We start from the raw sequence: 22,299 nt of genomic DNA, 5'->3' as shown, positions 1-22,299 counted from the left end.
CAACGCTCCTTAAACGGCCAGACCGACCATCCTGGCCAATTCAACGGTGCGGTTCGCGTAAGCCCATTCGTTGTCATACCAGGCATAGATTTTGACCTGGGTGCCGTTGATGACCATAGTCGACAGAGCATCGATGATCGATGAACGCGGATCGGTGCGGTAGTCGATGGACACCAGCGGACGCTCCTCAAAACCGAGGATGTCTTTGAGTTCGTTCTCGGACGCGTCCTTGAGAAACCGATTCACTTCGTCAACCGTGGTGACGCGCTCGACCTCGAACACACAATCAGTCAGCGAAGCATTGGCCAACGGTACGCGCACCGCGTGGCCATTCAGTCGCCCGCGCAGCTCCGGGAAAATTTCCGCGATGGCGGTGGCCGAACCGGTGCTGGTCGGGATCAGGCTCATGCCCGAAGCCCGCGCACGGCGCAGATCCTTGTGGGGTTGGTCGAGAATGCTTTGGGTGTTGGTCAGGTCGTGAATGGTGGTGATCGAGCCGTGACGGATGCCTAGCGCTTCATGGATCACCTTGACCACTGGCGCGAGGCAATTGGTGGTGCACGATGCAGCGGTAACGATGCGATGTTCCGCCGGATTGAACAGTTGATGGTTGACGCCCATGACGATGTTCAGCGCGCCCTCTTCTTTCACCGGAGCGCTGACCACCACGCGCTTGACGCCCTGGTCGAGGTACGCCTGAAGCACCGCGACAGTCTTCATCTTGCCGCTGGCTTCAATCACCAGGTCGCAGCCCGACCAATCGGTATCGGCAATCGCCTTGTTGGCGGAAACCTTGATGCGCTTGCCGTCGATGACAATGCAGTTACCTTCGGCGCTGGCTTGATCATTCCAGCGACCATGCACCGAATCGAAGTTCAGCAGGTGCGCATGCGTCGCCGCGTCGCCTGCCGGGTCATTGATCTGCACGAACTCAAACTCCGGCCAGTGCCAGGCGGCGCGCATGGCGAGACGACCGATGCGACCAAAACCATTGATGCCCACTTTGATAGTCATGTTGAGGTGCTCTGTAGCGGTTGTCAGGGAGGGTGCTTTGGCAATCATCAAGCCGGACAGCAGGCGGCTGCCCGCTCAGGACGGTCGCCCATTTGTTCAAGGCGTTTGGCATCCGCGCTTAGCCAGTGCTGGTTGGTTTCAAGCACGACAGTCAGCATCTGAAGCACCCAGTCAGGAAGGCTCGGGTGCAACCGGTAGTAAACCCATTGGCCTTGTCGACGGTCCGACAGCAATCCGCTGGTGCGCAACTGCGCCAGATGCCTGGAGACTTTTGGCTGGCTCTCATCCAACGCACAGGTCAGCTCGCAGACACACAACTCTCCCTCACGGGCGATGAGCAGCATCATGCGGACCCGGTTGTCGTCAGCCAGGCATTTGAAAACAGTGGTCGGCGTCAGAGAGTCAGCCATTTCGGGTCTCGGCGTTTGGGTTTCATACAGCAACACGGGCTTCGCGACACAGGCAAGCCTCATTAATATGCGTTTTGCCGAATATATGTTTTTCCGCATATACGGTAAAGCAGCAAATCGGCGACCGGGGTGAATAATCGGATTGCACAGCCAGCGTCCTGACGTTCGTGCGGTCCCGGGAAGATCAGCGAAAGGATTTCGTATACCCTATCGCTATCTCACTCCAAACGATCGCCGCCGTGAACCTACCCAAACTCAACGCTCCCGACCTTGGCAATACGCCTTCGACCTCGGAAATCATCACCCGTCATCTGCGCGACGCCATCGTCGCCGGGCATTTCGCCGAAGACGAACCGATTCGCCAGGACGACATTGCCCGCCAGTTCAACGTCAGCAAGATTCCAGTGCGCGAGGCCCTCAAGCGGCTGGAAGCCGAAGGGTTGGTGATGTTCCAGCGCAATCGCGGGGCGATGGTCACGCGGGTGTCCGATGCCGAGCTGGCGCAGATGTTCGAAGTGCGCATGTTGCTGGAAGACAAAATACTGCGCCTGGCCATCCCCAACATGACCGAAGAAACCTTCGCCCGTGCCGAGCGTATCTGTCAGGAGTTCATCGGCGAGGACGACGTGGGCCGCTGGGCCGAGCTCAATTGGGAGCTGCACGCCTGCCTCTACGAACCAGCGCAACGGCCGTTTCTGGTCAGCCTGATTCGTTCGGTCAACGACAAGCTGGAGCGCTACCTGCGCATGCAAATGAGCTTGTCGGCCGGCAAGGAACGGGCCGATCACGAACACCGTGAGATCCTCGCGGCCTGTCGTGCCGGCGATGTGGAGCTGGCGGTGAAGCTGCTGGACGAACACATAGCCGGGGTCTGCAAGACCCTGTTCGAGCACCTGCCTCACGCCCACTGACCGCTGTGCCGATTTCGTCATCGGCACAGGATAAATCCATCAAGCCGCCCCCCCGCTACACAGGCCACTCTTGCGTTCACTCATCTGAACGGACGTGGCCCTCCCATGAAACGCATCACCGTGATCGACTCCCACACCGGCGGCGAACCGACCCGCCTGGTGACCGCCGGTTTTCCTGACCTGGGCACCGGCGGCATGGCTGAACGGCGCAAGCGGCTGGCCGACCATCACGATCAATGGCGCGCGGCCTGTGTGCTGGAACCACGAGGCAGCGACGTGCTGGTGGGTGCCCTGCTCTGCACGCCGGTGGACCCGAGCGCCTGTGCCGGGGTGATTTTCTTCAACAACACCGGTTACCTGGGCATGTGCGGACACGGCACCATCGGCCTGGTGGCGTCGTTGGCGCATCTGGGCAAGATCGGCCCCGGCGTGCACCGCATCGAAACGCCAGTGGGGACGGTGCAGGCGACCCTGCACGAAGACCATTCGGTGAGCGTGCGCAATGTGCCGGCCTACCGTTACCGCAAGGCGCTGGCGTTGCAGGTGCCGGGCATCGGTCAGGTGGTTGGCGATATCGCCTGGGGCGGCAACTGGTTTTTCCTGATCGCCGAACATGGCCTGCGGGTGGCCGGCGACAACCTCGACGCGCTGACCGCTTATACCTACGCCGTGCAGCAGGCGCTGGAGGCCCAGGGCATTCGTGGCGAAGACGGCGGGTTGATCGACCATATCGAACTGTTCGCCGATGACGATCACGCCGACAGCCGCAACTTCGTGCTCTGCCCCGGCAAGGCCTATGACCGCTCACCGTGCGGCACCGGCACCAGCGCCAAACTGGCGTGCCTCGCGGCCGACGACAAGTTGCAGCCGGGGCAGATCTGGCGTCAGGCCAGTGTTATCGGCAGCGAGTTCGAAGGCTCTTATGAATGGCAAGGCGAGCGCATCGTGCCGACCATTCGTGGCCGTGCCTTTATCAGCGCCGAAGCCAGTTTGATCATCGAACAGGATGACCCGTTCGCCTGGGGCATTCGCCCATGAGCGAGGGCCTGGTGGCCGATGTGATCGTGATCGGTGCCGGCATCATCGGCGCCGCCTGCGCCCAGGCACTGGCCCGTCGTGGCTTGCAGGTGCTGGTGCTGGACGCCGGCCTGCACGGTGCGACGGCGGCAGGCATGGGCCACCTGCTGGTGCTCGATGACAACCCGGCCGAATTGGCCCTGAGCCAATATTCCCTGCAACGCTGGCGTGAACTGGCACCGGACCTGCCCGACGGCTGCGCTTACCGCAACAACGGCACTCTGTGGCTGGCGGCCAACGCCGAGGAAATGGCGGTCGCCCACAGTAAATACCTGAACCTGAAAGCCCAGGGCGTGGCGTGTGAACTGGTCAGCGCCAGTGCCTTGCGTCAGCGTGAACCGGAACTGCGCGAGGATCTGGAAGGCGGCTTGCTGATCAATGGCGACGGCATTCTGTATGCGCCGGCGACGGCCCGCTGGATGCTCGACACACCGAACATCCGTCAGCATCGGGCGCGGGTCAGCGCGGTCGATGGCAATCGCGTCTGCCTTGACGACGGTCAGTGGTTGCGGGCCGAAGCGGTGGTGTTGGCCAACGGCATTCAGGCCAGCGACCTGTGCCCGGAGTTGCCCATCGAGCCGAAAAAAGGCCACCTGCTGATTACCGACCGCTACCCCCGCACCGTCACCCACACCTTGGTGGAGCTGGGTTACGTCACCAGCGCGCACAACGCCACCGGCCCGTCGACCGCCTGCAATATTCAGCCGCGCCCCACCGGGCAATTGTTCATCGGTGCCTCGCGGCAATTCGGCACCACCGACCCGCAGGTCGAAGGCTGGATGTTGGCGAAAATGCTCAAGCGTGCCGCCGAGTACATGCCGGGGCTGGCCCGGCTCAACGGCATCCGTGCCTGGACCGGTTTTCGCGCCGCCAGCCCCGACGGCCTGCCGCTGGTTGGCCAGCACCCCCAGCACCAGGGCTTGTGGCTGGCGGTCGGGCACGAAGGGTTGGGCGTCACCACGGCCCCCGGCACGGCCGACTTGCTGGTGGCGCAGCTGTTCAACGAAACCCCGCCACTGGCTGCACAACCCTATCTGCCCCAGCGTTTCCTCGGAGAACCTGTCTATGCCTGAATTACTGCTGGACGGCCGCGCCTTGAAGGTGGCCGAGGGCACCAGCGTCGCCGCAGCCTTGGCGCTGGGCAGCGACGGCTGCACGCGCACTTCGGTCAGTGGCCAGCGCCGCGCACCGCTGTGCGGCATGGGCATTTGCCAGGAATGCCGGGTGACCATCGACGGCCGGCGACGCCTGGCCTGCCAGACACTGTGCCGTGACGGCATGCAGGTGCAGACATGCCCATGAACGAATACGCCGATCTGCTGATCATCGGTGCTGGCCCCGCTGGCATGGCCGCTGCCCTGGCCGCTGCCCCCAGTGGCGCACGTATCGTCATGCTCGACGACAATCCGCTGCCGGGCGGGCAAATCTGGCGTGACGGCCCTCAAGCCAACGTACCCGATCAGGCCCGTCGCCTGCGTGAGCGATTGCAGGCGTGCAGCAACATTCGCCGTCACGCCGGCACCCGGGTGATCGCCAGTCCCGGTCCGAAACAGCTGCTGGTCGAAAATGACGATGACGGCTGGCTGATCAGTTATCACCGATTGATTCTGTGCACCGGCGCCCGCGAGTTGCTGCTGCCCTTCCCCGGCTGGACGTTGCCCGGCGTGACCGGCGCCGGTGGTTTGCAGGCGCTGATCAAGGCGGGCCTGCCGGTGCAGGGTGAGCGCGTGGTGATCGCCGGCAGCGGCCCGCTGTTGCTGGCGAGTGCCGCCACGGCGAAAAAACACGGCGCGCAGATCCAGCGCATCGCCGAGCAAGCCTCGCGCACCGTCGTCGCCGGTTTCGCCGCGCAACTGCCCCGCTGGCCTGGCAAATGGCTGCAATCGTTCAGCCTGTTCGACCGCCATTACCGCACCGCGACGCATGTGCTGGCCGCCCTTGGCACTGACCGGCTGGAAGGTGTGCGCCTGCAACAGCAGGGCAAAATCGTCGAACTGGCCTGTGATCGGCTGGCCTGTGGTTTCGGCTTGATCCCGAACATTCAATTGGGCCAGGCACTGGGTTATGCCATCGAAGGTCAGGCGTTGGCCGTGGATGCCTGGCAGGCCAGTCGCGTCGATCATTTTGCGGCGGGAGAATGCACCGGGTTTGGTGGCAGTGAATTGGCGTTGGTCGAAGGTGCCATTGCGGGCCACGCGGCAGTCGGTGACCTTGAAGCGGCGCGCCAGTTGTGGCCACGCCGGGCACGCTGGCAGGGTTTCGCCAAGGCACTGAATCAGGCCTTCGCCCTCGACCCGCAACTCAAATCCCTGGCCCGCCCCGACACCCTGGTCTGCCGCTGCGAAGACGTGCCCTACGGCGCATTGACCGGGCACACTGACTGGCGCGAAGCCAAACTGGCCAGTCGCTGCGGCATGGGCGCCTGTCAGGGCCGGGTATGTGGTGGCGCGGTGCAGCACCTGTTTGGCTGGCAACCTTCAGCGCCCCGCCCACCCTTCAGCCCGGCACGAATCGAGACCTTGATGTGCCTGGACGACACCCCGCCGGCCTGATTCCCCCTCGGGGGTTTCGGCCGCGCTGTCGAGCCTCTATGATCCCGGGGTCGCCCTCAGACCCCAGCGCCATGTACCCCTCGCTCAGCACCTTCAAACCCTGCGACCTGCCCACGCTGTTGAACAGCCTGCAGCCGATTGCGCCGCTGCTCGACACCCTGGCGGACGTGGTGTTTTTCATCAAGGACCGCGAAGCCCGCTACGCCTTCGTCAACCAGACCCTGGCCCGGCGTTGCGGTTTCAAACATCGCGAGGATCTGCTGGGGCTCACCGCTGAAATGGTCTTCCCGGAACGCTTCGGCCCGCTGTACACCGAACAGGATCGACGGGTGTTGTCCAGCGGTCGCGAGATGGCCGACCAACTGGAACTGCACCTGTATTACGGCAACCAGCCGATCTGGTGCCTGACCCACAAACTCGCCTTGAAGGATGAAAAGGGCCACATCGTGGGCCTGGCCGGGATCTCCCGCGACCTGCAATCGCCGCAGTCCAATCACCCCGCGTTCCAGAAACTCGCCGCCGTGGACGCGCACATCCGCAGCCACTTCGCCCGCCCCATCAGCCTCGCCGAACTGACCGCCATCGCCGGCTATTCCGTGGCGCAACTGGAGCGTCACTGCAAACGGGTGTTCCAGCTCACGCCACGGCAGATGATCAACAAGGCGCGCCTGGAAGAAGGTTCGCGGCTGTTGCTGCACACCGAGTTGCCGATCACCGAGATCGCCCTGCGCTGTGGTTACACCGACCACAGTGCGTTCAGCCGACAGTTTCGTGCGTTGACTGGTCTGTCACCGAGTCAGTATCGCGATACTCAGCGTTAGGCGAAATGTGCCCCACGCTCTGCGTGGGAAAGATCAAAAGATCGCAGCCTTCGGCAGCTCCTACAGGGGACTGTGTTCGACCGCGGTATGGCGACGAGCACCGAATCCGTAGGAGCTGCCGAAGGCTGCGATCTTTTGATTTTAAACAGCGATGTTTAGTGGACATCTCCAGATACTCACCCAGGCTACACATCCTTGCGCCGCTGCCTACGACTACGCCAGAATCCGCCGGCTAGTGCGTCTGTGGCCCGGGCTATATCGTTTCCCTGTCGCTGAAAAACAGCGATCGGGTTTGGTAGCCCGGTTTTCTGGCGCATAGCGCGACCTAATGCAGAGACTATTTTCGTCCTCTGTTTTTATGGTGGCTATGCGTAGGGCGCCCTTGGGCGCGCCGGGTTGCCAGATGACCGGTCTACCAACCTGCGTATGGCCACCACCTCTTCGTTTGGTAGCGAAGGTGATGGCTCCACTTTTAATATCTGGAGTTCCATCTATGTTCAAACCAACACCCAATCCTCCGGAAACCGACGACGTTTCCCCCTACGAATCCCTCGATTCCAGAAAGCTCCACGAAGCCGCCGACCGCGCCCTCGACCACTACCTCAAACCACCCATCCCCAAAGACACCAAGCGCAAACCCAGCACCATTTACCACGTCGGCCCCAAGGTCGATAACGAAACCCTGCTGGTCAACGCCTGCGAATCCCTGGCGTCCGCGAGCATGATGCTCAGTGAGTTCGCCGGGTTGATGGACATGCCACATCGCAACGTGATGTTGGGGATTCAATCGGTGGTCATGCTCGGTGAATTGGCGGTGAATCGAGTGCTGGATAACCTCGATCCGCAGGGCTAGCCAGCAAAAGCAAAGTCAAAAGATCGGGCCGCGTTCGGACGATCTTTTGACTTTCAGGGCAGATGTTCCTTAAAGGGGCGCCCCGCACAACCATTGCTCCCATCTGTAACACCCGCCATCGCGGACCTGGTCCCTCATAACATCCCCCTGACGCACCGCAACACCTCTACTCCAAGGCCTGCCAACAAATTCACGTCTCGGCCTGGAAACGGGCACGTTGATTGCTATACTTAATATCGTATACGAAATCCCCAATACGATATCCAACAGCACTCACATCAACGAGGCCTCTATGAAAAACCCCGCATTTGCCGTAGCCCTCAGCGCTGTTCTCAGTACCTGCTTCATTGCCACCGCCCAGGCCGACAAGCTCGACGACATCATCGGTTCGGGCAAGCTGCGCTGCGCCGTGACCCTGGACTTCCCGCCCATGGGTTTCCGCGATGCCGGTAACAACCCGGCCGGTTTCGACGTGGACTACTGCCGTGACCTGGCGAAAATCCTCGGGGTCGAGGCCGAAGTGGTCGAGACGCCGTTCCCGGACCGTATTCCGGCGCTGGTCTCCGGGCGGGCCGATGTGATCGTCGCCTCCACCTCCGACACCCTCGAACGGGCCAAGACTGTCGGCCTGACGGTGCCCTACTTCGCCTTCCAGATGGTGGTGCTGACCCGCGACGACACCGGCATCAACAGCTTCGATGACCTCAAGGGCAAACCCGTGGGCAACACCAGCGGCACCTATGAGGCCATCGCCCTGGAGAAAGACGTGAAGAACTGGGGCACCGGCACCTTCCGCGCCTATCAGTCGCAGAACGACACCCTGCTGGCGGTTGCCCAAGGCCATATCGACGCCACCGTGGTCACCAACACCGTGGCCGCCGCCACCCTCAAGTCGGGCAAATACAAAAACCTGAAAGTCGCCGGTAACGCGCCGTACGTGATCGACTATGTCTCCCTCGGTGCCAAGCGCAACGAGTATGGCCTGCTCAATTACCTCAACCTGTTCGTCAACCAGCAGGTGCGCACCGGTCGTTACAAAGAGCTGTTCGTCAAATGGGTCGGCACTGAAATCCCGCCGACCAACCTGACCGTGCCCCAGGTCTACTACTGAGGTATCCGGCATGCCTAGGCCCACTTCTCTGACCGGTCGCAGCCTGGTCGCGGGCGCCGCCGAGGGCGCCCTGCTGTTCGCCGATATCGGGTTGAGTTTCTGGGGCGGGGTCGATCCGTTTAGCGGCGAGATCATTGACCGTCACCACCCCCTCAGCGGCGAACACCTGGCCGGCCGCGTGCTGGCCATCCCCAGCGGTCGCGGCTCGTGCACCGGCAGTAGCGTGTTGATGGAACTGATCAGCAACGGCCACGCACCGGCTGCATTGGTGCTGGCCGAACCCGATGAGATCCTGACCTTGGGCGTGCTCGTCGCGCAGACGATTTTCGAGCGCTCCCTGCCGGTGCTGTGCATCGGCCGGGAGGCCTTCGCCGCGTTGCGCGGCAAGGCCTTCGCTCGGGTCGACGGCGCCTCGGTAACCGTGTTCGAACACCTGCCGGGCGATGCCTGGCAGGCACTCGACAGCCCATTGCAAACGCAAGACCCAAGCGCCCCGATCGAACTCACCGAACACGACCGGGCGCTGCTCGACGGCCAACATGGCAAGGCTACGCAAGTGGCTATGCAGATCGTCCTGCGCATGGCCGAACTGCAAGGTGCCCGCCGCCTGGTGGATGTCACCCAGGCGCACATCGACGGCTGCATCTACACCGGACCTGCGAGCCTGCGCTTTGCCGAACAACTGGTGCAATGGGGCGCCAAAGTGCGGGTGCCCACCACCCTCAATTCAATTTCCGTGGACCAGCGCCGCTGGCGCGAATTGGGCATCGACCCGGCGCTCGGCGAACCGGCCAGTGCCTTGGGCGATGCCTATATGGCGATGGGTGCGCAACTCAGTTTCACCTGCGCGCCCTACCTGCTCGACAGTGCGCCGAAGGCGGGCGAGCAGATCGTCTGGGCCGAATCCAACGCGGTGGTCTACGCCAACAGCGTGCTGGGTGCACGCACCCTGAAGTACCCGGACTACCTGGACATCTGCATCGCCCTGACCGGCCGCGCCCCGTTGATCGGCTGCCACCTGGACGCCCAACGCAAGGCCCGACTGCAGGTCGAGGTGCCCGCCCTGGGGGAACTGGACGATGCCTTCTACCCGTTGCTCGGTTACCACATCGGCGCGCTGGCGGGCAGCCGGATTCCACTGGTGCGCGGGTTGGAAAACCGCAAGCCGAGCCTGGACGACCTCAAGGCGTTCGGCGCGGCGTTTGCCACCACCTCTGCCGCTCCCTTGTTCCATATCGCCGGGATCACCCCGGAAGCTATCGACCCGGCGCAGGTGCTGGAGGGAGATGTAGCCCTGCCCGTGGAAACAATCCGTCTGAAGGATCTATTGGTCAGTTGGCGCGAACTCAACAGTGCCCGCGACAGCCGGGTGGATGTGGTCTCGCTGGGTAACCCGCATTTCTCTCTCAGCGAGTTCGCTCACCTGGCGCGACTGTGCCTGGGTCGGCACAAACACCCTGAGGTGGTCCTCGCCATTACTTGCGGCCGCGCCGTGCTGGAGCAGGCTCGCGAAGCCGGGCATATCGCCGTGATCGAAGCCTTCGGCGCGACCCTGGTCACCGATACCTGCTGGTGCATGCTCGGCGAACCGGTGATCCCGCCGGGTGCAACAACCTTGATGACCAACTCCGGCAAATACGCCCATTACGCACCCGGCCTGGTGGGCCGCAAGGTGCATTTCGCCAGCCTGGCTGAATGCGTCGATACCGCTTGCAGTGCCACGGCCAGCGGTCGTCTGCCGGCCTGGCTGAACATTGCCACCCCTCAGGAGACGCTCGCGCATGTTTGATTACACCTTCCAATGGCGCGCCACCCTGCGCGCCCTGCCGGACATGCTCGCCGGCGCCTGGGTCACCTTCGAGACCGCCGCGCTGTCGATGATCTTCGGCGTGCTGATCGCCCTGGCCCTGACGGTGATGCGCGAAAGCAAAACCCCGCTGCTGCGCGGCATCGGCAACGGCTGGGTATCGATCGCGCGCAACACCCCGTCGCTGTTCCAGATCTACGTCCTCTACTTCGGCCTCGGCTCGCTGGGCTTGCACGTCAGCTCATGGTTCGCCCTGCTGGCCGGGATCACCTTCAACAATGCCGGGTATCTGGCGGAGAACTTTCGCGGCGGCCTCAAGGCCGTACCCGACACCCAAGTGCGCGCCGCGCGTTCGCTGGGCATGAGTGCCTTCCAGGCCTACCGCATGATCATCGTCCCGCAGCTGTTGCGGATCGTTTTCTACCCGCTGACCAATCAGATGGTCTGGGCGGTGCTGATGACGTCGCTGGGGGTGATCGTCGGGTTGAACAATGACCTGACCGGGGTGACCCAAGACTACAACGTCAAAACGTTCCGCACCTTCGAATACTTCGCCATCGCCGCGGCGCTGTATTACCTGATTGCCAAGGCGATCGTCGCGTCAGCCCGGCTGATGGCCTGGCGGTTGTTCCGTTACTGAGGGCTTGACCATGTTTTCCACCAGTTTTTCCTGGAATGACCTGCTGTTCCTGCTCGATGGCGCCTGGGTCACCCTGCAACTGACGTTCTGGTCGATCATCCTCGGCTCCTTCGCCGGGCTGTTGTTTGGCCTGCTGCGAGCGCTGTTGCCACGGGCCAGCCTGCCCCTGGCCTGGGTGCTGGACGTGTTTCGCAGCGTGCCGCTGTTGATTCAGTTCGTGCTGTTCAACTCGCTCAAAAGCATCGTCGGCTTGAACCTCAGCGCCTTCAGCGTCGGCTGCATTGTGCTGGGGGTCTACACCGCCGCGTACTTCACCGAGATCGTGCGCAGCGGCGTGCTGTCGGTGCCGTTCACCTTGCGGCGGGCCAGTCGCTCGCTAGGCCTGAGCTTTTTGCAGGACCTGCGCTGGATCGTCCTGCCGATGGCTACCCGGGTGGCTTTTCCCGGCTGGCTGAACCTGGTGCTCGGGGTGATGAAAGACACCGCGCTGGTGATGTGGATCGGCATCGTCGAACTGCTGCGCGCCTCGCAAACCATCGTCACCCGCATTCAGGAACCGTTGCTGGTGCTGTGCGTCGCGGGCCTTATCTATTACGTCATGAGCCTGGTGGTTGCACGCCTGGGCGCTCGTCTGGAAAGAAGGTGGCAAGAAAATGATTGAGATCGACAACGTACATAAATCCTTCGGCGATCTGGCCGTGGTCAAGGGTGTCAGCCTGACGGTGGACAAGGGCGAAGTGGTGTCGATCATCGGCGGCTCGGGCTCCGGCAAATCGACCCTGCTGATGTGCATCAACGGCCTGGAGCCGATCCAGAAAGGCAACATCCGCGTCGATGGCGTCGAGGTTCATCACAGCGCCACCGACCTCAACCGCCTGCGGCAGAAAATCGGCATCGTGTTCCAGCAGTGGAATGCCTTCCCGCACCTGACCGTGCTGGAAAACGTGATGCTGGCGCCGCGCAAGGTCTTGGGCAAAAGCAAGTGCGACGCCGAGGCGCTGGCGGTGCAGCAACTGACCCACGTGGGCCTTGGCGACAAGCTCAAGACCTTCCCCGGCAAGTTGTCCGGAGGCCAGCAGCAACGCATGGCGATCGCCCGCGCCCTGGCCATGTCGCCGGACTACATGCTGTTCGACGAAGCCACCTCGGCCCTCGACCCGCAACTGGTCGGCGAGGTGCTGGACACCATGCGCATGCTCGCCGAAGACGGCATGACCATGGTGCTGGTGACCCACGAAATCCGCTTTGCCCGCGATGTGTCCGACCGCGTGGCGTTCTTTCGCAATGGCCTGGTGCACGAGATCGGCTCGCCGGATCAGGTGATTGGCAATCCGGTGCATGCGGAAACGGCGGCGTTTCTCAAATCAGTGAAGTAACGACAGGCGATAAAAGGAGTCAGCCATGCGTTCATCGAAAGTCATTCATGTGGTCAGCTGCCACGCCGAAGGCGAAGTCGGCGACGTGATCGTCGGCGGTGTCGCCCCACCGCCCGGCGCCACCGTGTGGGAGCAATCGCGCTGGATCGCCAAGGATGAAACCCTGCGCAATTTCGTCCTCAACGAACCCCGCGGCGGCGTGTTCCGCCACGTCAACCTGCTGGTGCCAGCCAAGGACCCTCGGGCGCAAATGGCCTGGATCATCATGGAACCGGCCGACACGCCACCGATGTCCGGCTCCAACTCGCTGTGCGTCGCCACGGTGCTGCTCGACAGCGGCATCCTGCCGATGACCGAACCGCAAACCCGGCTGGTGCTCGAAGCGCCCGGCGGCTTGATCGAGGCCGTGGCCGATTGTCGCGACGGCAAGGTCGAACGGGTGGAAATCAAGAACGTGCCCTCCTTCGCTGACCGCCTCGACGCCTGGATCGAAGTCGAAGGCCTCGGCTCGTTACAGGTCGACACCGCGTACGGTGGCGACAGTTTTGTCATCGCCGACGCCGCACGCCTGGGCTTCTCTATCCGCCCCGATGAGGCGGCCGAGCTGGTCGAGGTCGGGTTGAAAATCACCCGCGCGGCCAATGAACAACTGGGCTTCGTCCATCCGCTGAACCCCGAGTGGTCGCATATTTCCTTCTGCCAGATTGCCGCGCCCATCGTGGTTGAAAACGGCATCGCCACCGGGGCCAACGCCGTGGTGATTCAACCCGGCAAGATCGACCGCTCGCCCACCGGCACTGGTTGTTCGGCGCGTATGGCGGTGTTGCAGGCCAAGGGATTGATGCAGGTCGGCGAGCGCTTTATCGGCCGTTCGATCCTCGGTTCCGAATTCCATTGCCGCATCGATTCGATGACCGAAGTGGCCGGCCGCCCGGCGATCTACCCGTGCATTTCCGGCCGGGCCTGGATCACCGGCACCCACCAATTGCTGCTCGACCCCAGCGATCCCTGGCCACAGGGCTATCGCCTGTCAGACACCTGGCCAGGTGCCTGAAACTCCCCCAGACCAACGGCTATAAAAAACCCTGATTGATTGAAAAAACCACTGGCCGAGTATCGGCATTTAAAATATCGTATACGAAATACAATAAACGAACCGGAGGCAACAATGAGCAAGCGCATTAACTGGAGTGGCGTCTTCCCCGCGGTGACCACTCAATTCAACGATGACTTCTCCATCAACCTGGAAAAAACCCATCAGGTGATTTCCAACGTGATCCGTGACGGCGTATCGGGGCTGGTGGTGTGTGGTTCGGTGGGGGAAAACACCTCGTTGACCGCCGAAGAAAAAATCGCCGTGACCGAAGTCGCGGTCGACGCCTCTCGCGGCCGCGTGCCGGTGATTTGCGGTGTGGCTGAATTCACCAGCGTGCAAGCGGCCAAGGTGGCCAACGCGGTGCGCAGGGTCGGTGTCGACGGCGTGATGCTGATGCCGGCGCTGGTCTACGGCTCCAAGCCTTTCGAAACCGCCGAGCATTACCGCTACGTGGCGAAGAACGCCGACGTACCGCTGATGGTTTACAACAACCCGCCGATCTACAAAAACGACGTCACCCCGGACATCCTGATTTCCCTGGCCGACTGCGACAACGTGGTGTGCTTCAAGGATTCCTCCGGCGATACCCGCCGTTTCATCGACGTGCGCAATGAAGTCGGCGACCGTTTCGTGCTGTTCGCAGGTCTCGATGACGTGGTGCTGGAAAGCATCGCGGTGGGGGCCGAAGGCTGGGTCTCGGGCATGTCGAACGTATTCCCGAAAGAAGGCGAGACCATCTTCCGCCTGGCCAAGGCCGGTCGCTTCGCCGAAGCCATGCCGATCTACGAATGGCTGATGCCGATCCTGCACCTCGATGCCCGTGCCGACCTGGTGCAGTGCATCAAACTCTGCGAAGCCATCGCCGGTCGCGGCAGCGCGCTGACCCGTCCGCCACGCCTGGCACTGCCGCAAGCTGATCGGGAGTTCGTCGAGCAGATCATGGCCAAGGCCATGGCCAATCGTCCGGAGCTGCCGGACGTCGGCCTCTGAGTGATTGCCGGGCCGGCCCTTGCGGCCCCGGCCCGGCTACCTGTTTTCGCGCCTCTACAGGAAACGCCAGCATGTCCAATCCTTTACACACGCAAAGCGCAACCACCCCCTCGGGACTCAAACGCGTAGTGGCCGCCGCCATGGCCGGCACTGTCGCCGAGTGGTACGAATTCTTTCTCTACGGCACCGCTTCGGCATTGGTCTTCGGCCAGCTGTTCTTCCGCCAGACCGACAGCCCGATTGACGGCATCATCGCCGCCTTCGCCCTGTACGCCGTCGGCTTCCTCGCCCGTCCGTTGGGCGGGCTGGTGTTCGGTCACTACGGTGACAAGTTCGGCCGCAAACGCCTGCTGCAACTGAGCCTGGTGGTGGTCGGCATCACCACGTTCCTGATGGGTTGCCTGCCCGGCTTCGACAGCATCGGCTATGCCGCGCCAGTGTTATTGGTGTTGCTGCGATTGATCCAGGGTTTCGCCTTCGGGGGTGAATGGGGTGGCGCGATTCTGCTGGTGTCCGAACACTGCCCGGACAATCGACGAGGCTTCTGGGCCAGTTGGCCGCAAGCCGGGGTGCCGGCCGGCAACCTGGTGGCGACCGTCGCCCTGCTGCTGTTGTCGTCGAACCTGTCGGAGGAACAATTCCTCGCCTGGGGCTGGCGCGTGGCGTTCTGGTTCTCGGCGGTGGTGGTACTGATCGGCTACTGGATTCGCACCAGCGTCGATGACGCACCGATTTTCAAGGAGGCCCAGGCCCGCCAAGCGCAGACCAAGCAGCAACAACTGGGCGTGGTGGAAGTGTTGCGTCATCACTGGCGCGCGGTGCTGGTGGGGATCGGCGCGCGGTTTGCCGAGAACATCCTCTATTACACCGTGGTCACCTTTTCGATCACCTACCTGAAACTGGTGGTGCACAAGGACACCTCGGAAATTCTGCTGCTGATGTTCGGCGCGCACTTGGTGCACTTCTTCCTGATTCCGTTGATGGGGTATCTGTCGGATATCGTCGGGCGCAAACCGATCTACCTTACCGGCGCGGTGCTCACCGCATTCTGGGGCTTTGTCGGTTTCCCGATGATGGACACCGGCAACAATTGGCTGATCATCGGCGCCATCACCCTGGGCCTGGCCATCGAGTCGATGACCTATGCGCCCTACTCGGCGCTGATGGCCGAAATGTTCCCGACCCATGTTCGCTACACCGCCCTTTCGCTGTGCTACCAGGTGGCGCCGATCTTCGCCGGATCCCTCGCGCCGCTGATCGCCATCACCCTGCTCAACAAGTACCACAGCTCGACACCGATCGCCTGGTACCTGGTGGGTGCCGCGCTGATCTCCATCGTGGCCGTCGGCCTGACCCGGGAAACCCGCGGCAAGTCGTTGCATCAGGTGGATGCTGAATCCGCTGCGCGTATTGCTGCTCTGGATAACGCCGTGCCGGCCGCTGCGCGCCGGGGTGATTCGTTGGCTTGAGGCCCTAAACGATCGCAGCCTTCGGCAGCTCCTACACAAGCGATCCATGGCGATCCATGTAGGAGCTGCCGCAGGCTGCGATCTTTGCATTCCGACAAACAACAAAAATCTTGCCCCGTTCCCGACAGGAGTTTTTCCATGCCCCAGATCATCGGCCACAACTACATCGGCGGCGCCCGCAGCGCCGCTGGCAGCATCACCCTGCGCAGCCATGACGCCAGTACCGGCGAAGCGTTGCCCCTCTCTTTCATGCAAGCCACCGTGGAAGAAGTGGACGCCGCCGCCCAGGCTGCTGCTGCCGCTTACCCGGTTTTCCGCAATCTGCCGGCGACACGCCGTGCAGATTTTCTCGAGGCCATCGCCGCGCAACTGGATGCCCTGGATGACGAATTCGTCGCCCTGGTCACCCGCGAAACCGCCCTGCCAGCCGGACGCATCCAGGGCGAACGCAGCCGTACCAGCGGCCAGATGCGCCTGTTCGCTCAGGTGCTGCGCCGGGGCGATTTCTACGGGGCGCGCATCGACCGCGCGTTGCCCGAACGTCAGCCATTGCCACGGGTCGACCTGCGCCAATACCGGATCGGCGTCGGCCCGGTGGCCGTGTTCGGCGCCAGTAACTTCCCCCTGGCCTTTTCCACCGCCGGCGGTGACACCGCCGCCGCTCTGGCCGCCGGTTGCCCGGTAGTGTTCAAGGCCCACAGCGGACACATGGCGACCGCTGAACGCGTGGCCGATGCAATCATCCGCGCCGCCGAGCAAACCGACATGCCCAAAGGCGTGTTCAACATGATCTACGGCGCGGGCGTCGGTGAAACGCTGGTCAAGCACCCGGCGATCCAGGCCGTCGGTTTCACCGGCTCACTCAAAGGCGGTCGCGCCCTCTGTGACATGGCCGCCGCACGGCCACAACCGATTCCCGTATTCGCCGAAATGAGCAGCATCAACCCGGTGCTGGTATTGCCTGAAGCCCTGCGCGCACGGGGCGAAAAAATCGCCGGTGAACTGGTGGCGTCGGTGGTTCAGGGGTGCGGTCAGTTCTGTACCAATCCGGGGTTGGTGATCGGTATTGGCTCACCACAGTTCAGCGCGTTCACCGCGCGGCTCAGCGCCTTGATGGCCGAACAACCGGCGCAAACCATGCTCAACGCCGGCACCCTCGCCAGCTACGAAAAAGGTGTGCAGGCGTTAGTCGACCATCCAGGGATAAGCCATCTGGCAGGCCAGGACCAGCACGGCAATAAAGCCCGGCCGCAACTGTTCAAGGCTGACGTCAGCCTGCTGCTCAAGGGTGATCCGCTGTTGCAGGAAGAAGTGTTCGGCCCGACCACCCTCGTCGTCGAAGTGGCCGACAAGGCGCAGCTGCAACAGGCACTGCACAGCCTGCACGGGCAACTCACCACCACCCTGATCGGCGAAGCGCAGGACCTGCACGAACACGCCGATCTGCTGGTGCTGCTGGAACAAAAGGCCGGCCGGGTACTGTTCAATGGCTACCCGACCGGCGTTGAAGTGTGCGATGCGATGGTGCATGGCGGTCCTTACCCGGCGACCTCCGACGCCCGTGGCACGTCGGTCGGCAGCCTGGCCATCGAGCGCTTCCTGCGCCCGGTGTGCTACCAGAACTGCCCGGATGCCTTGCTGCCCGACGCCCTGAAAAACGCCAACCCGCTGGGCATTGCCCGCCTGGTCGATGGCGCCAGCCACCGCGAACCGGTCTGACAACACCACCTCCTGTGGGGCGAGCCTGCTCGCTCCCACAGGAGCTCGGATTATCAACTCAGCAGTGCTTTCAGATCGTTGTACAGCGCCTCGGGAATCTGCACGCCCTCCACCAAACTGTGCTTCCGCGCCGCATAACGCCGTTGCGACGGCAAGCGCGCCCCCTGCCCTTCAATCCCCTGAAACAACACCTCGGCCCGGGCCAAGTGCTCTTCAGTGGCCGCTCCCAGAAAACGTCGCGGATCCAGCGCGATGATCAACTCGCCATGGTACGGCGATGACTTGCTGCCCGCGTCGTAAGCCAGCGACTCGGCACTGGTCAGGTCACCGATCAAAGGCCCGGCAATCAACTCAACCATTGCCGCCAGCGCCGAGCCCTTGTGCCCACCGAACGTCAGCATCGCGCCGCCGTCGAGCACCACGCTGGCATCGGTGCTCGGCCGCCCCTCGGCGTCCACGCCCCAGCCCTCGGGAATCGCCTTGCCGGCACGCCGATGCAACTCGATATCGCCACGGGCAATCGCACTGGTGGCGAAGTCGAACACAAACGGATCCTGCCCCTCGCGCGGCCAGCCAAAGGCGATGGGATTGGTGCCGAACACCGGCACCCGTCCCCCGGCCGGCGCCACCCAGGCATGACTCGGATTACACGCCAGCGCCACCAGCCCGGCGGCGGTCAACTGCTCGATCTCCACCCACAGCGCCGAGAAATGCACACAACGATTGATCGCCAACGCCGCAATCCCGTTGGCCCGGGTTTTCTCCGCCAGCAGCGGCAAACCTGCCTGAAACGCCAACTGCGAAAAACCACCGCCAGCATCCACCCGCACAATCGACGGCGCCTGGTCGATCACCCGTGGCTCGGCGTCGGCCGACACCTTGCCGGCCCGCAGGGAATTCACGCAGCCCAGAATCCGGTACAAACCGTGAGAGGCACAGCCATCGCGCTCACCGGCGATCACCGTCGCCGCCACCGCTTGCGCATGGGCCAGGTTAAAACCGTTGTGCAACAGGATCGATTCGGCCAATTCACGGGCTTCGATCAGGGTCAGTCGAATCATGGTCATCTCCTTGGATAGACCGGTCAGACTGGTCCAGTCCAAGGCTCACGGCTTGATCGCTTTAGGTCGGGTTGATGACGAATTCGGCACATCGCTGAAACAGTCGGACGGCGTATTGCCCGGCCACTCGTCGGGCGGCGCAACCCGACTGATTGACATCGATGGGTGCCTGCGCAATTATTATTACATCGCATGCGATACAAACGCATACGACACACAAATCACATCATTCGAAACGTTGAGGATCCACCCCATGAGCAAGATCGAAAAAGTCCTGATGACCGGCAAGACTCACACCACCGCCAGCGCCGCTGGCAGCACGTCGCGTGGCCATAACGGCAGCCTCGACATCACGCTGTCGTCGCCTGGAAGCGCGAAACCGGCGCACGTGTTCGCCGCTGCTCAGCCACACCCGACCGCCGAGCAATTGTTCGCCGGTGCATGGTCGGCCTGCTACACCGCCGCTGTCGGGCTGGTGGCCAATGACATGAACGTGGTGCTGCCGTCTGATTTGTCGGTCGACATCGAAGTCGATCTGGGCCAGACCGGCGCGGCCTACTTCCTTCAGGCTCGATTGACGCTCCGCGTGCCGGGTCTGGCGCACGACGTTGCGACGACACTGGCGCACACCGCGGATCAAATTTGCCCGTACTCGAAGGCGACGCGCGGCAATATCGACGTGGCCCTGAACGTTCTCACGGCTTAGCATTTCCCCCTCAAATACATCGCATGCGCTTTAAGCGCATACGAATCACAAACCCATACGTGCGGCCGGTCAGACGTTGCTGTCGAACCGGCCACCGTCAACAATCAGAGCTGTTCCGACACAATCGTATACGAGGTATATTTTGCCTTTGCGAGCCTTCTACTTTGGCCAACGAGGAAGCACATGAAACGCACTGACAAGACCGTCCCCGCTGATCTGAAGCTCTCCGACTTCCTGTGTTTTGCGGTCTATTCCACGAACCTGGCCTTCGGCAAGGCCTATAAGCCGATACTCGAGCACTTGGGGCTCACCTATACGCAATACATCACCATCGTTGCGCTATGGGAGGAAGACCACCAAACCGTGGGCAGCCTGGGCGAGAAGCTGTTTCTCGAATCGAACACGCTCACACCGATCCTGAAGAAGCTGGAAGCGATGGGCTATCTGCAGAGGCAGCGTGATCCCGAGGACGAAAGACAGGTGCGGATCAGCCTGACGAAAAGCGGTCGACAGCTACGCGAAGACCGCCCCGAGAAGGGCCTTTCCCACGCAACGGGTCTGGAACCGGAAGAGTTCGCACAGTTGCAGAACGCGATCGTGAAACTGCGCAACAACCTCATCAAATCGACGAAAGCCGAGGGATGAGCAAAACAAATACCTTGATACCGGAATGAAAAAACGGGCGCCCTGATCGGCGCCCGTTTTCTATCGAAGAAATGGCCCATGAAACCTCCACCTCGCCGGCCGCGGTCAATCGTCTGGCCAAGGCACTGAACCTGGGTGGCTACACCGGCATGAAGGCCGAGCTGGTCGCGACGTTGCAGCAGATGGTGTCGCCGGTCGACAAACTGCGCAACGAACTGGCGCATCGTCCTGGCGGTGCATTTGGCCTGCATGAGCAAATCCAGAGCGCCACCAGCAACCTCGCCACGGCAGCCACCAACAACCACGCAGACACCTTTGAAGCGCTCGTCACCCGCCTGATCGAAGCACGCAAAATTTACATCCTGGGCTTTGGCAACAGCGTCTACTTCGCCGGCCTCGCGGCCTCGACCCTGATGCCCTTCTGTGCAGACGCCACCGCCATCAGCATGGAGGGCGGCAACGAAAACGCCGCTTACCGCCTGGCCGCCATCACCGATCAGGATGTGTTGCTGGCGATCTCCCTGCCGCGTTATTCCCTCGATACCCTGCAACTCGCACGCTTCGCCAATGAGCGCGGCGCCTCGGTGCTGGCGATCACCGACTCACCCGCATCGCCGCTCACCAGCATTGCCGAACACGTGCTGTTTGCCCCCGCCGACCATCCGGTCATGACCAGCTCCAACATCGCCGTGCTCGCCTTGATCGAAGGATTGGTGGCGGGTGTGATGGCGCGCAATAAAGAAGCGGTCAAGCTGGCGACCGAGCTAACTGAGAGCGTGATGTCTTACTTGCACATCCCCGCCAGCAGTAAATCGTCGAAGAAGTGATATCGGTGTCGCAGGGATTGCTTAGAGCAAGTGCCCAGCCCAGATCTTGCGATTGACCAGATCCGCAGCGATCTCGATAAAAGCCTCCCCGACAAATTTCGCGGCCGGGCTGACTCGCCTGTCCGCGGGAAAGACCAGGACCAATTTACGCATGGGAACGGGGTCGACCAACGGTGCAGCACTGAGCACGCCCGCTTCGATTTGCGCGTAAATCGAGGCCAACGGCAAAGCGGTCAAACCGAAGCCATTGCGGACCAGGTCGATCATCGCGCCAAAGGAGTCGGCTTCAACGCTGGTCTTGAGCTTGATCCCGACTTCACGCGCACAGTTATCCAGAATCACCCGAAGGCCATGTCGGGCGCTGGGCAGTACCAATTGCTGCTCGGCCAGAGACGCGAACGACACCGGCGTATCAAGACGCAGGTTGGCGCTGGCAGGGCCGACCAACAGCAGGTTTTCCATCATCACCGGCACAATACGCAGCGTGTGCAGGGGTTGCGGATCGTATGAAATCGCCAGTTCCAATTCGCCACGCTGAACCCAATCCAGCAGGTAGCCGCTGAAGGCCGAGGAAAACCTGATGCCGAGATTCGGATGCGCCTCCTTGATCTTGCGCACCAGAGGGACGGTGACGATTTCCGCCACCGTAGGCGTTGTCCCGATAACCACCGTTCCCCGAAAAGAGGTTTTTCCGCCCACCACCGAGCTTCGGATGGACTCCATTTCTTCCATGATTCGGGTGGCATGGGCCAGCACTTCGCGACCGGCGTCGGTAATCTCCATGCCTCGCCCATGCCGATCAAACAGGTAAGTACCGAGCTCCTTTTCCAGCAATCGAATTTGCCGGCTCAGGGCCGGCTGTGCGATGTGAAGACGATCGGAGGCCTTGCTGAGACTGCCCAGCTCGGCCACATGAATCAGGGTCTTGAGTTGAACGACATCCATTACCAGGCCAGTCAGCATCGGGCTCGGCGCGATATGCGTCGAAAGTGCTGTGAGTGTAATCGCATTTGCGCACCTTGGAATGCCTAGCCAACCGCGTATCGCGAGGCCTCAAGACTGGCGAGTCGGCTGTATCCCCCAGCCCGCCGGGGCTGCACGCCAAGCTATAAAATTCAGGTATATCAGTTAGGCCTGCCTGACGGCTTATTAGCCTCCTGACTCTGCGGTAGCGTGCAATCAACGTCGGTGCCAAAGAGCGCCCGGCTCACTAC

At 62.2% G+C, this 22,299-nt stretch carries 22 protein-coding genes and 1 pseudogene; 19 read left to right on the top strand and 4 right to left on the bottom strand.

Annotated features, from left to right (window positions below; all coding sequences use genetic code 11):
• Nucleotides 1-9: 9 nt before the first annotated feature.
• Entirely contained in the window at nucleotides 10-1,014 is a 1,005-nt protein-coding gene (locus tag AC1D2Q_RS25870; protein ID WP_477815016.1) for an ArsJ-associated glyceraldehyde-3-phosphate dehydrogenase, read from the bottom strand.
• Between the two features lie 47 nt (nucleotides 1,015-1,061).
• Nucleotides 1,062-1,424: a metalloregulator ArsR/SmtB family transcription factor gene (locus AC1D2Q_RS25865; protein ID WP_477815015.1), complete on the bottom strand. Its 363-nt coding sequence runs from the start codon at nucleotides 1,422-1,424 to the stop codon at nucleotides 1,062-1,064.
• A 239-nt stretch (nucleotides 1,425-1,663) separates the two neighbouring features.
• Between AC1D2Q_RS25865 and AC1D2Q_RS25860 the strand changes: the two genes are divergently transcribed.
• The 16 genes from AC1D2Q_RS25860 to AC1D2Q_RS25785 all read left to right on the top strand — a co-directional run bounded on the left by AC1D2Q_RS25860 (nucleotide 1,664) and on the right by AC1D2Q_RS25785 (nucleotide 17,846).
• Nucleotides 1,664-2,335 carry a GntR family transcriptional regulator gene (locus tag AC1D2Q_RS25860; protein WP_007935506.1) on the top strand — a complete coding sequence of 224 codons (672 nt, stop codon included), beginning with the start codon at nucleotides 1,664-1,666 and terminating at the stop codon, nucleotides 2,333-2,335.
• Nucleotides 2,336-2,440: 105 nt separating this feature from the next.
• Complete coding sequence (locus tag AC1D2Q_RS25855) at nucleotides 2,441-3,373, top strand: 4-hydroxyproline epimerase (protein WP_477815014.1); 933 nt, start codon at nucleotides 2,441-2,443, stop codon at nucleotides 3,371-3,373.
• On the top strand, nucleotides 3,370-4,485 hold the full coding sequence (locus AC1D2Q_RS25850; protein WP_477815013.1) for an NAD(P)/FAD-dependent oxidoreductase: 1,116 nt from the start codon (nucleotides 3,370-3,372) through the stop codon (nucleotides 4,483-4,485). Before AC1D2Q_RS25855 ends, AC1D2Q_RS25850 begins: the two co-directional genes overlap by 4 nt.
• Nucleotides 4,478-4,714, top strand: a complete 237-nt coding sequence (locus AC1D2Q_RS25845; protein WP_008074690.1) for a (2Fe-2S)-binding protein — start codon at nucleotides 4,478-4,480, stop codon at nucleotides 4,712-4,714. The genes AC1D2Q_RS25850 and AC1D2Q_RS25845 overlap by 8 nt, the downstream gene beginning before the upstream one ends.
• Nucleotides 4,711-5,964, top strand: a complete 1,254-nt coding sequence (locus AC1D2Q_RS25840; RefSeq protein ID WP_477815037.1) for an FAD-dependent oxidoreductase — start codon at nucleotides 4,711-4,713, stop codon at nucleotides 5,962-5,964. Before AC1D2Q_RS25845 ends, AC1D2Q_RS25840 begins: the two co-directional genes overlap by 4 nt.
• Nucleotides 5,965-6,035: 71 nt before the next feature.
• The gene (locus AC1D2Q_RS25835; RefSeq protein ID WP_477815012.1) at nucleotides 6,036-6,785 is read left to right on the top strand and encodes an AraC family transcriptional regulator; all 750 of its coding nucleotides are present in this window, start codon (nucleotides 6,036-6,038) and stop codon (nucleotides 6,783-6,785) included.
• A 493-nt stretch (nucleotides 6,786-7,278) separates the two neighbouring features.
• Nucleotides 7,279-7,638: a DUF6124 family protein gene (locus AC1D2Q_RS25830; protein ID WP_477815011.1), complete on the top strand. Its 360-nt coding sequence runs from the start codon at nucleotides 7,279-7,281 to the stop codon at nucleotides 7,636-7,638.
• A 292-nt stretch (nucleotides 7,639-7,930) separates the two neighbouring features.
• The gene (locus AC1D2Q_RS25825) at nucleotides 7,931-8,749 is read left to right on the top strand and encodes an ABC transporter substrate-binding protein (protein WP_477815010.1); all 819 of its coding nucleotides are present in this window, start codon (nucleotides 7,931-7,933) and stop codon (nucleotides 8,747-8,749) included.
• 10 nt (nucleotides 8,750-8,759) lie between these two features.
• Entirely contained in the window at nucleotides 8,760-10,538 is a 1,779-nt protein-coding gene (gene lhpI / locus AC1D2Q_RS25820; RefSeq protein WP_477815009.1) for a cis-3-hydroxy-L-proline dehydratase, read from the top strand.
• Nucleotides 10,531-11,196, top strand: a complete 666-nt coding sequence (locus AC1D2Q_RS25815) for an amino acid ABC transporter permease (protein WP_018928302.1) — start codon at nucleotides 10,531-10,533, stop codon at nucleotides 11,194-11,196. Before lhpI ends, AC1D2Q_RS25815 begins: the two co-directional genes overlap by 8 nt.
• Nucleotides 11,197-11,206: 10 nt before the next feature.
• Nucleotides 11,207-11,857 (top strand): amino acid ABC transporter permease, encoded by a 651-nt coding sequence (locus AC1D2Q_RS25810; protein WP_018928303.1) that lies wholly within the window; start codon nucleotides 11,207-11,209, stop codon nucleotides 11,855-11,857.
• Nucleotides 11,850-12,572, top strand: coding sequence for an amino acid ABC transporter ATP-binding protein (locus AC1D2Q_RS25805; protein WP_477815008.1), 723 nt, complete (start codon nucleotides 11,850-11,852; stop codon nucleotides 12,570-12,572). The genes AC1D2Q_RS25810 and AC1D2Q_RS25805 overlap by 8 nt, the downstream gene beginning before the upstream one ends.
• A 25-nt stretch (nucleotides 12,573-12,597) precedes the next feature.
• Complete coding sequence (locus tag AC1D2Q_RS25800; protein ID WP_477815007.1) at nucleotides 12,598-13,626, top strand: trans-3-hydroxy-L-proline dehydratase; 1,029 nt, start codon at nucleotides 12,598-12,600, stop codon at nucleotides 13,624-13,626.
• Between the two features lie 114 nt (nucleotides 13,627-13,740).
• Complete coding sequence (locus AC1D2Q_RS25795; protein WP_018928306.1) at nucleotides 13,741-14,658, top strand: dihydrodipicolinate synthase family protein; 918 nt, start codon at nucleotides 13,741-13,743, stop codon at nucleotides 14,656-14,658.
• Between the two features lie 71 nt (nucleotides 14,659-14,729).
• Nucleotides 14,730-16,127 (top strand): fosfomycin efflux MFS transporter AbaF, encoded by a 1,398-nt coding sequence (gene abaF / locus AC1D2Q_RS25790; RefSeq protein ID WP_477815006.1) that lies wholly within the window; start codon nucleotides 14,730-14,732, stop codon nucleotides 16,125-16,127.
• A 138-nt stretch (nucleotides 16,128-16,265) separates the two neighbouring features.
• A complete protein-coding gene (locus AC1D2Q_RS25785) occupies nucleotides 16,266-17,846 on the top strand; it encodes an aldehyde dehydrogenase (NADP(+)) (protein WP_477815005.1) in 1,581 nt (526 codons plus the stop codon).
• Nucleotides 17,847-17,899: 53 nt separating this feature from the next.
• Here AC1D2Q_RS25785 and AC1D2Q_RS25780 read toward each other — a convergent pair whose 3' ends face one another.
• Nucleotides 17,900-18,907 carry an Ldh family oxidoreductase gene (locus tag AC1D2Q_RS25780; RefSeq protein WP_477815004.1) on the bottom strand — a complete coding sequence of 336 codons (1,008 nt, stop codon included), beginning with the start codon at nucleotides 18,905-18,907 and terminating at the stop codon, nucleotides 17,900-17,902.
• Between the two features lie 253 nt (nucleotides 18,908-19,160).
• Here AC1D2Q_RS25780 and AC1D2Q_RS25775 point away from each other — a divergent pair, with 253 nt between their 5' ends.
• From AC1D2Q_RS25775 to AC1D2Q_RS25765, 3 genes and pseudogenes are all read left to right on the top strand, one after another.
• Nucleotides 19,161-19,613: an Ohr family peroxiredoxin gene (locus tag AC1D2Q_RS25775; RefSeq protein ID WP_477815003.1), complete on the top strand. Its 453-nt coding sequence runs from the start codon at nucleotides 19,161-19,163 to the stop codon at nucleotides 19,611-19,613.
• Between the two features lie 183 nt (nucleotides 19,614-19,796).
• Nucleotides 19,797-20,258 (top strand): MarR family winged helix-turn-helix transcriptional regulator, encoded by a 462-nt coding sequence (locus AC1D2Q_RS25770; RefSeq protein WP_192351466.1) that lies wholly within the window; start codon nucleotides 19,797-19,799, stop codon nucleotides 20,256-20,258.
• Nucleotides 20,259-20,317: 59 nt separating this feature from the next.
• Nucleotides 20,318-21,085 (top strand): annotated as a pseudogene (locus tag AC1D2Q_RS25765) (MurR/RpiR family transcriptional regulator); the annotation flags it as partial.
• Nucleotides 21,086-21,106: 21 nt separating this feature from the next.
• On the opposite strand, the gene AC1D2Q_RS25760 reads toward AC1D2Q_RS25765, so the two are convergent.
• Entirely contained in the window at nucleotides 21,107-22,048 is a 942-nt protein-coding gene (locus tag AC1D2Q_RS25760) for a LysR family transcriptional regulator (protein ID WP_477815002.1), read from the bottom strand.
• Nucleotides 22,049-22,299: the final 251 nt, after the last annotated feature.

It is taken from the genome of Pseudomonas sp. P1_A1 (assembly GCF_056406935.1).
Note: the sequence above shows the minus strand (reverse complement) of the source record. Positions and strands in the feature narration are given on the sequence as shown.

What these genes read in the sequence shown, in the direction of transcription:
- AC1D2Q_RS25870 (WP_477815016.1), bottom strand. Translation starts at nt 1,014, where the DNA reads ATGACTATCAAAGTGGGCATCAATGGTTTTGGTCGCATCGGTCGTCTC.
- AC1D2Q_RS25865 (WP_477815015.1), bottom strand. Translation starts at nt 1,424, where the DNA reads ATGGCTGACTCTCTGACGCCGACCACTGTTTTCAAATGCCTGGCTGAC.
- AC1D2Q_RS25855 (WP_477815014.1), top strand. Translation starts at nt 2,441, where the DNA reads ATGAAACGCATCACCGTGATCGACTCCCACACCGGCGGCGAACCGACC.
- AC1D2Q_RS25850 (WP_477815013.1), top strand. Translation starts at nt 3,370, where the DNA reads ATGAGCGAGGGCCTGGTGGCCGATGTGATCGTGATCGGTGCCGGCATC.
- AC1D2Q_RS25845 (WP_008074690.1), top strand. Translation starts at nt 4,478, where the DNA reads ATGCCTGAATTACTGCTGGACGGCCGCGCCTTGAAGGTGGCCGAGGGC.
- AC1D2Q_RS25840 (WP_477815037.1), top strand. Translation starts at nt 4,711, where the DNA reads ATGAACGAATACGCCGATCTGCTGATCATCGGTGCTGGCCCCGCTGGC.
- AC1D2Q_RS25835 (WP_477815012.1), top strand. Translation starts at nt 6,036, where the DNA reads ATGTACCCCTCGCTCAGCACCTTCAAACCCTGCGACCTGCCCACGCTG.
- AC1D2Q_RS25830 (WP_477815011.1), top strand. Translation starts at nt 7,279, where the DNA reads ATGTTCAAACCAACACCCAATCCTCCGGAAACCGACGACGTTTCCCCC.
- AC1D2Q_RS25825 (WP_477815010.1), top strand. Translation starts at nt 7,931, where the DNA reads ATGAAAAACCCCGCATTTGCCGTAGCCCTCAGCGCTGTTCTCAGTACC.
- lhpI (WP_477815009.1), top strand. Translation starts at nt 8,760, where the DNA reads ATGCCTAGGCCCACTTCTCTGACCGGTCGCAGCCTGGTCGCGGGCGCC.
- AC1D2Q_RS25815 (WP_018928302.1), top strand. Translation starts at nt 10,531, where the DNA reads ATGTTTGATTACACCTTCCAATGGCGCGCCACCCTGCGCGCCCTGCCG.
- AC1D2Q_RS25810 (WP_018928303.1), top strand. Translation starts at nt 11,207, where the DNA reads ATGTTTTCCACCAGTTTTTCCTGGAATGACCTGCTGTTCCTGCTCGAT.
- AC1D2Q_RS25805 (WP_477815008.1), top strand. Translation starts at nt 11,850, where the DNA reads ATGATTGAGATCGACAACGTACATAAATCCTTCGGCGATCTGGCCGTG.
- AC1D2Q_RS25800 (WP_477815007.1), top strand. Translation starts at nt 12,598, where the DNA reads ATGCGTTCATCGAAAGTCATTCATGTGGTCAGCTGCCACGCCGAAGGC.
- AC1D2Q_RS25795 (WP_018928306.1), top strand. Translation starts at nt 13,741, where the DNA reads ATGAGCAAGCGCATTAACTGGAGTGGCGTCTTCCCCGCGGTGACCACT.
- abaF (WP_477815006.1), top strand. Translation starts at nt 14,730, where the DNA reads ATGTCCAATCCTTTACACACGCAAAGCGCAACCACCCCCTCGGGACTC.
- AC1D2Q_RS25785 (WP_477815005.1), top strand. Translation starts at nt 16,266, where the DNA reads ATGCCCCAGATCATCGGCCACAACTACATCGGCGGCGCCCGCAGCGCC.
- AC1D2Q_RS25780 (WP_477815004.1), bottom strand. Translation starts at nt 18,907, where the DNA reads ATGATTCGACTGACCCTGATCGAAGCCCGTGAATTGGCCGAATCGATC.
- AC1D2Q_RS25775 (WP_477815003.1), top strand. Translation starts at nt 19,161, where the DNA reads ATGAGCAAGATCGAAAAAGTCCTGATGACCGGCAAGACTCACACCACC.
- AC1D2Q_RS25770 (WP_192351466.1), top strand. Translation starts at nt 19,797, where the DNA reads ATGAAACGCACTGACAAGACCGTCCCCGCTGATCTGAAGCTCTCCGAC.
- AC1D2Q_RS25760 (WP_477815002.1), bottom strand. Translation starts at nt 22,048, where the DNA reads ATGCTGACTGGCCTGGTAATGGATGTCGTTCAACTCAAGACCCTGATT.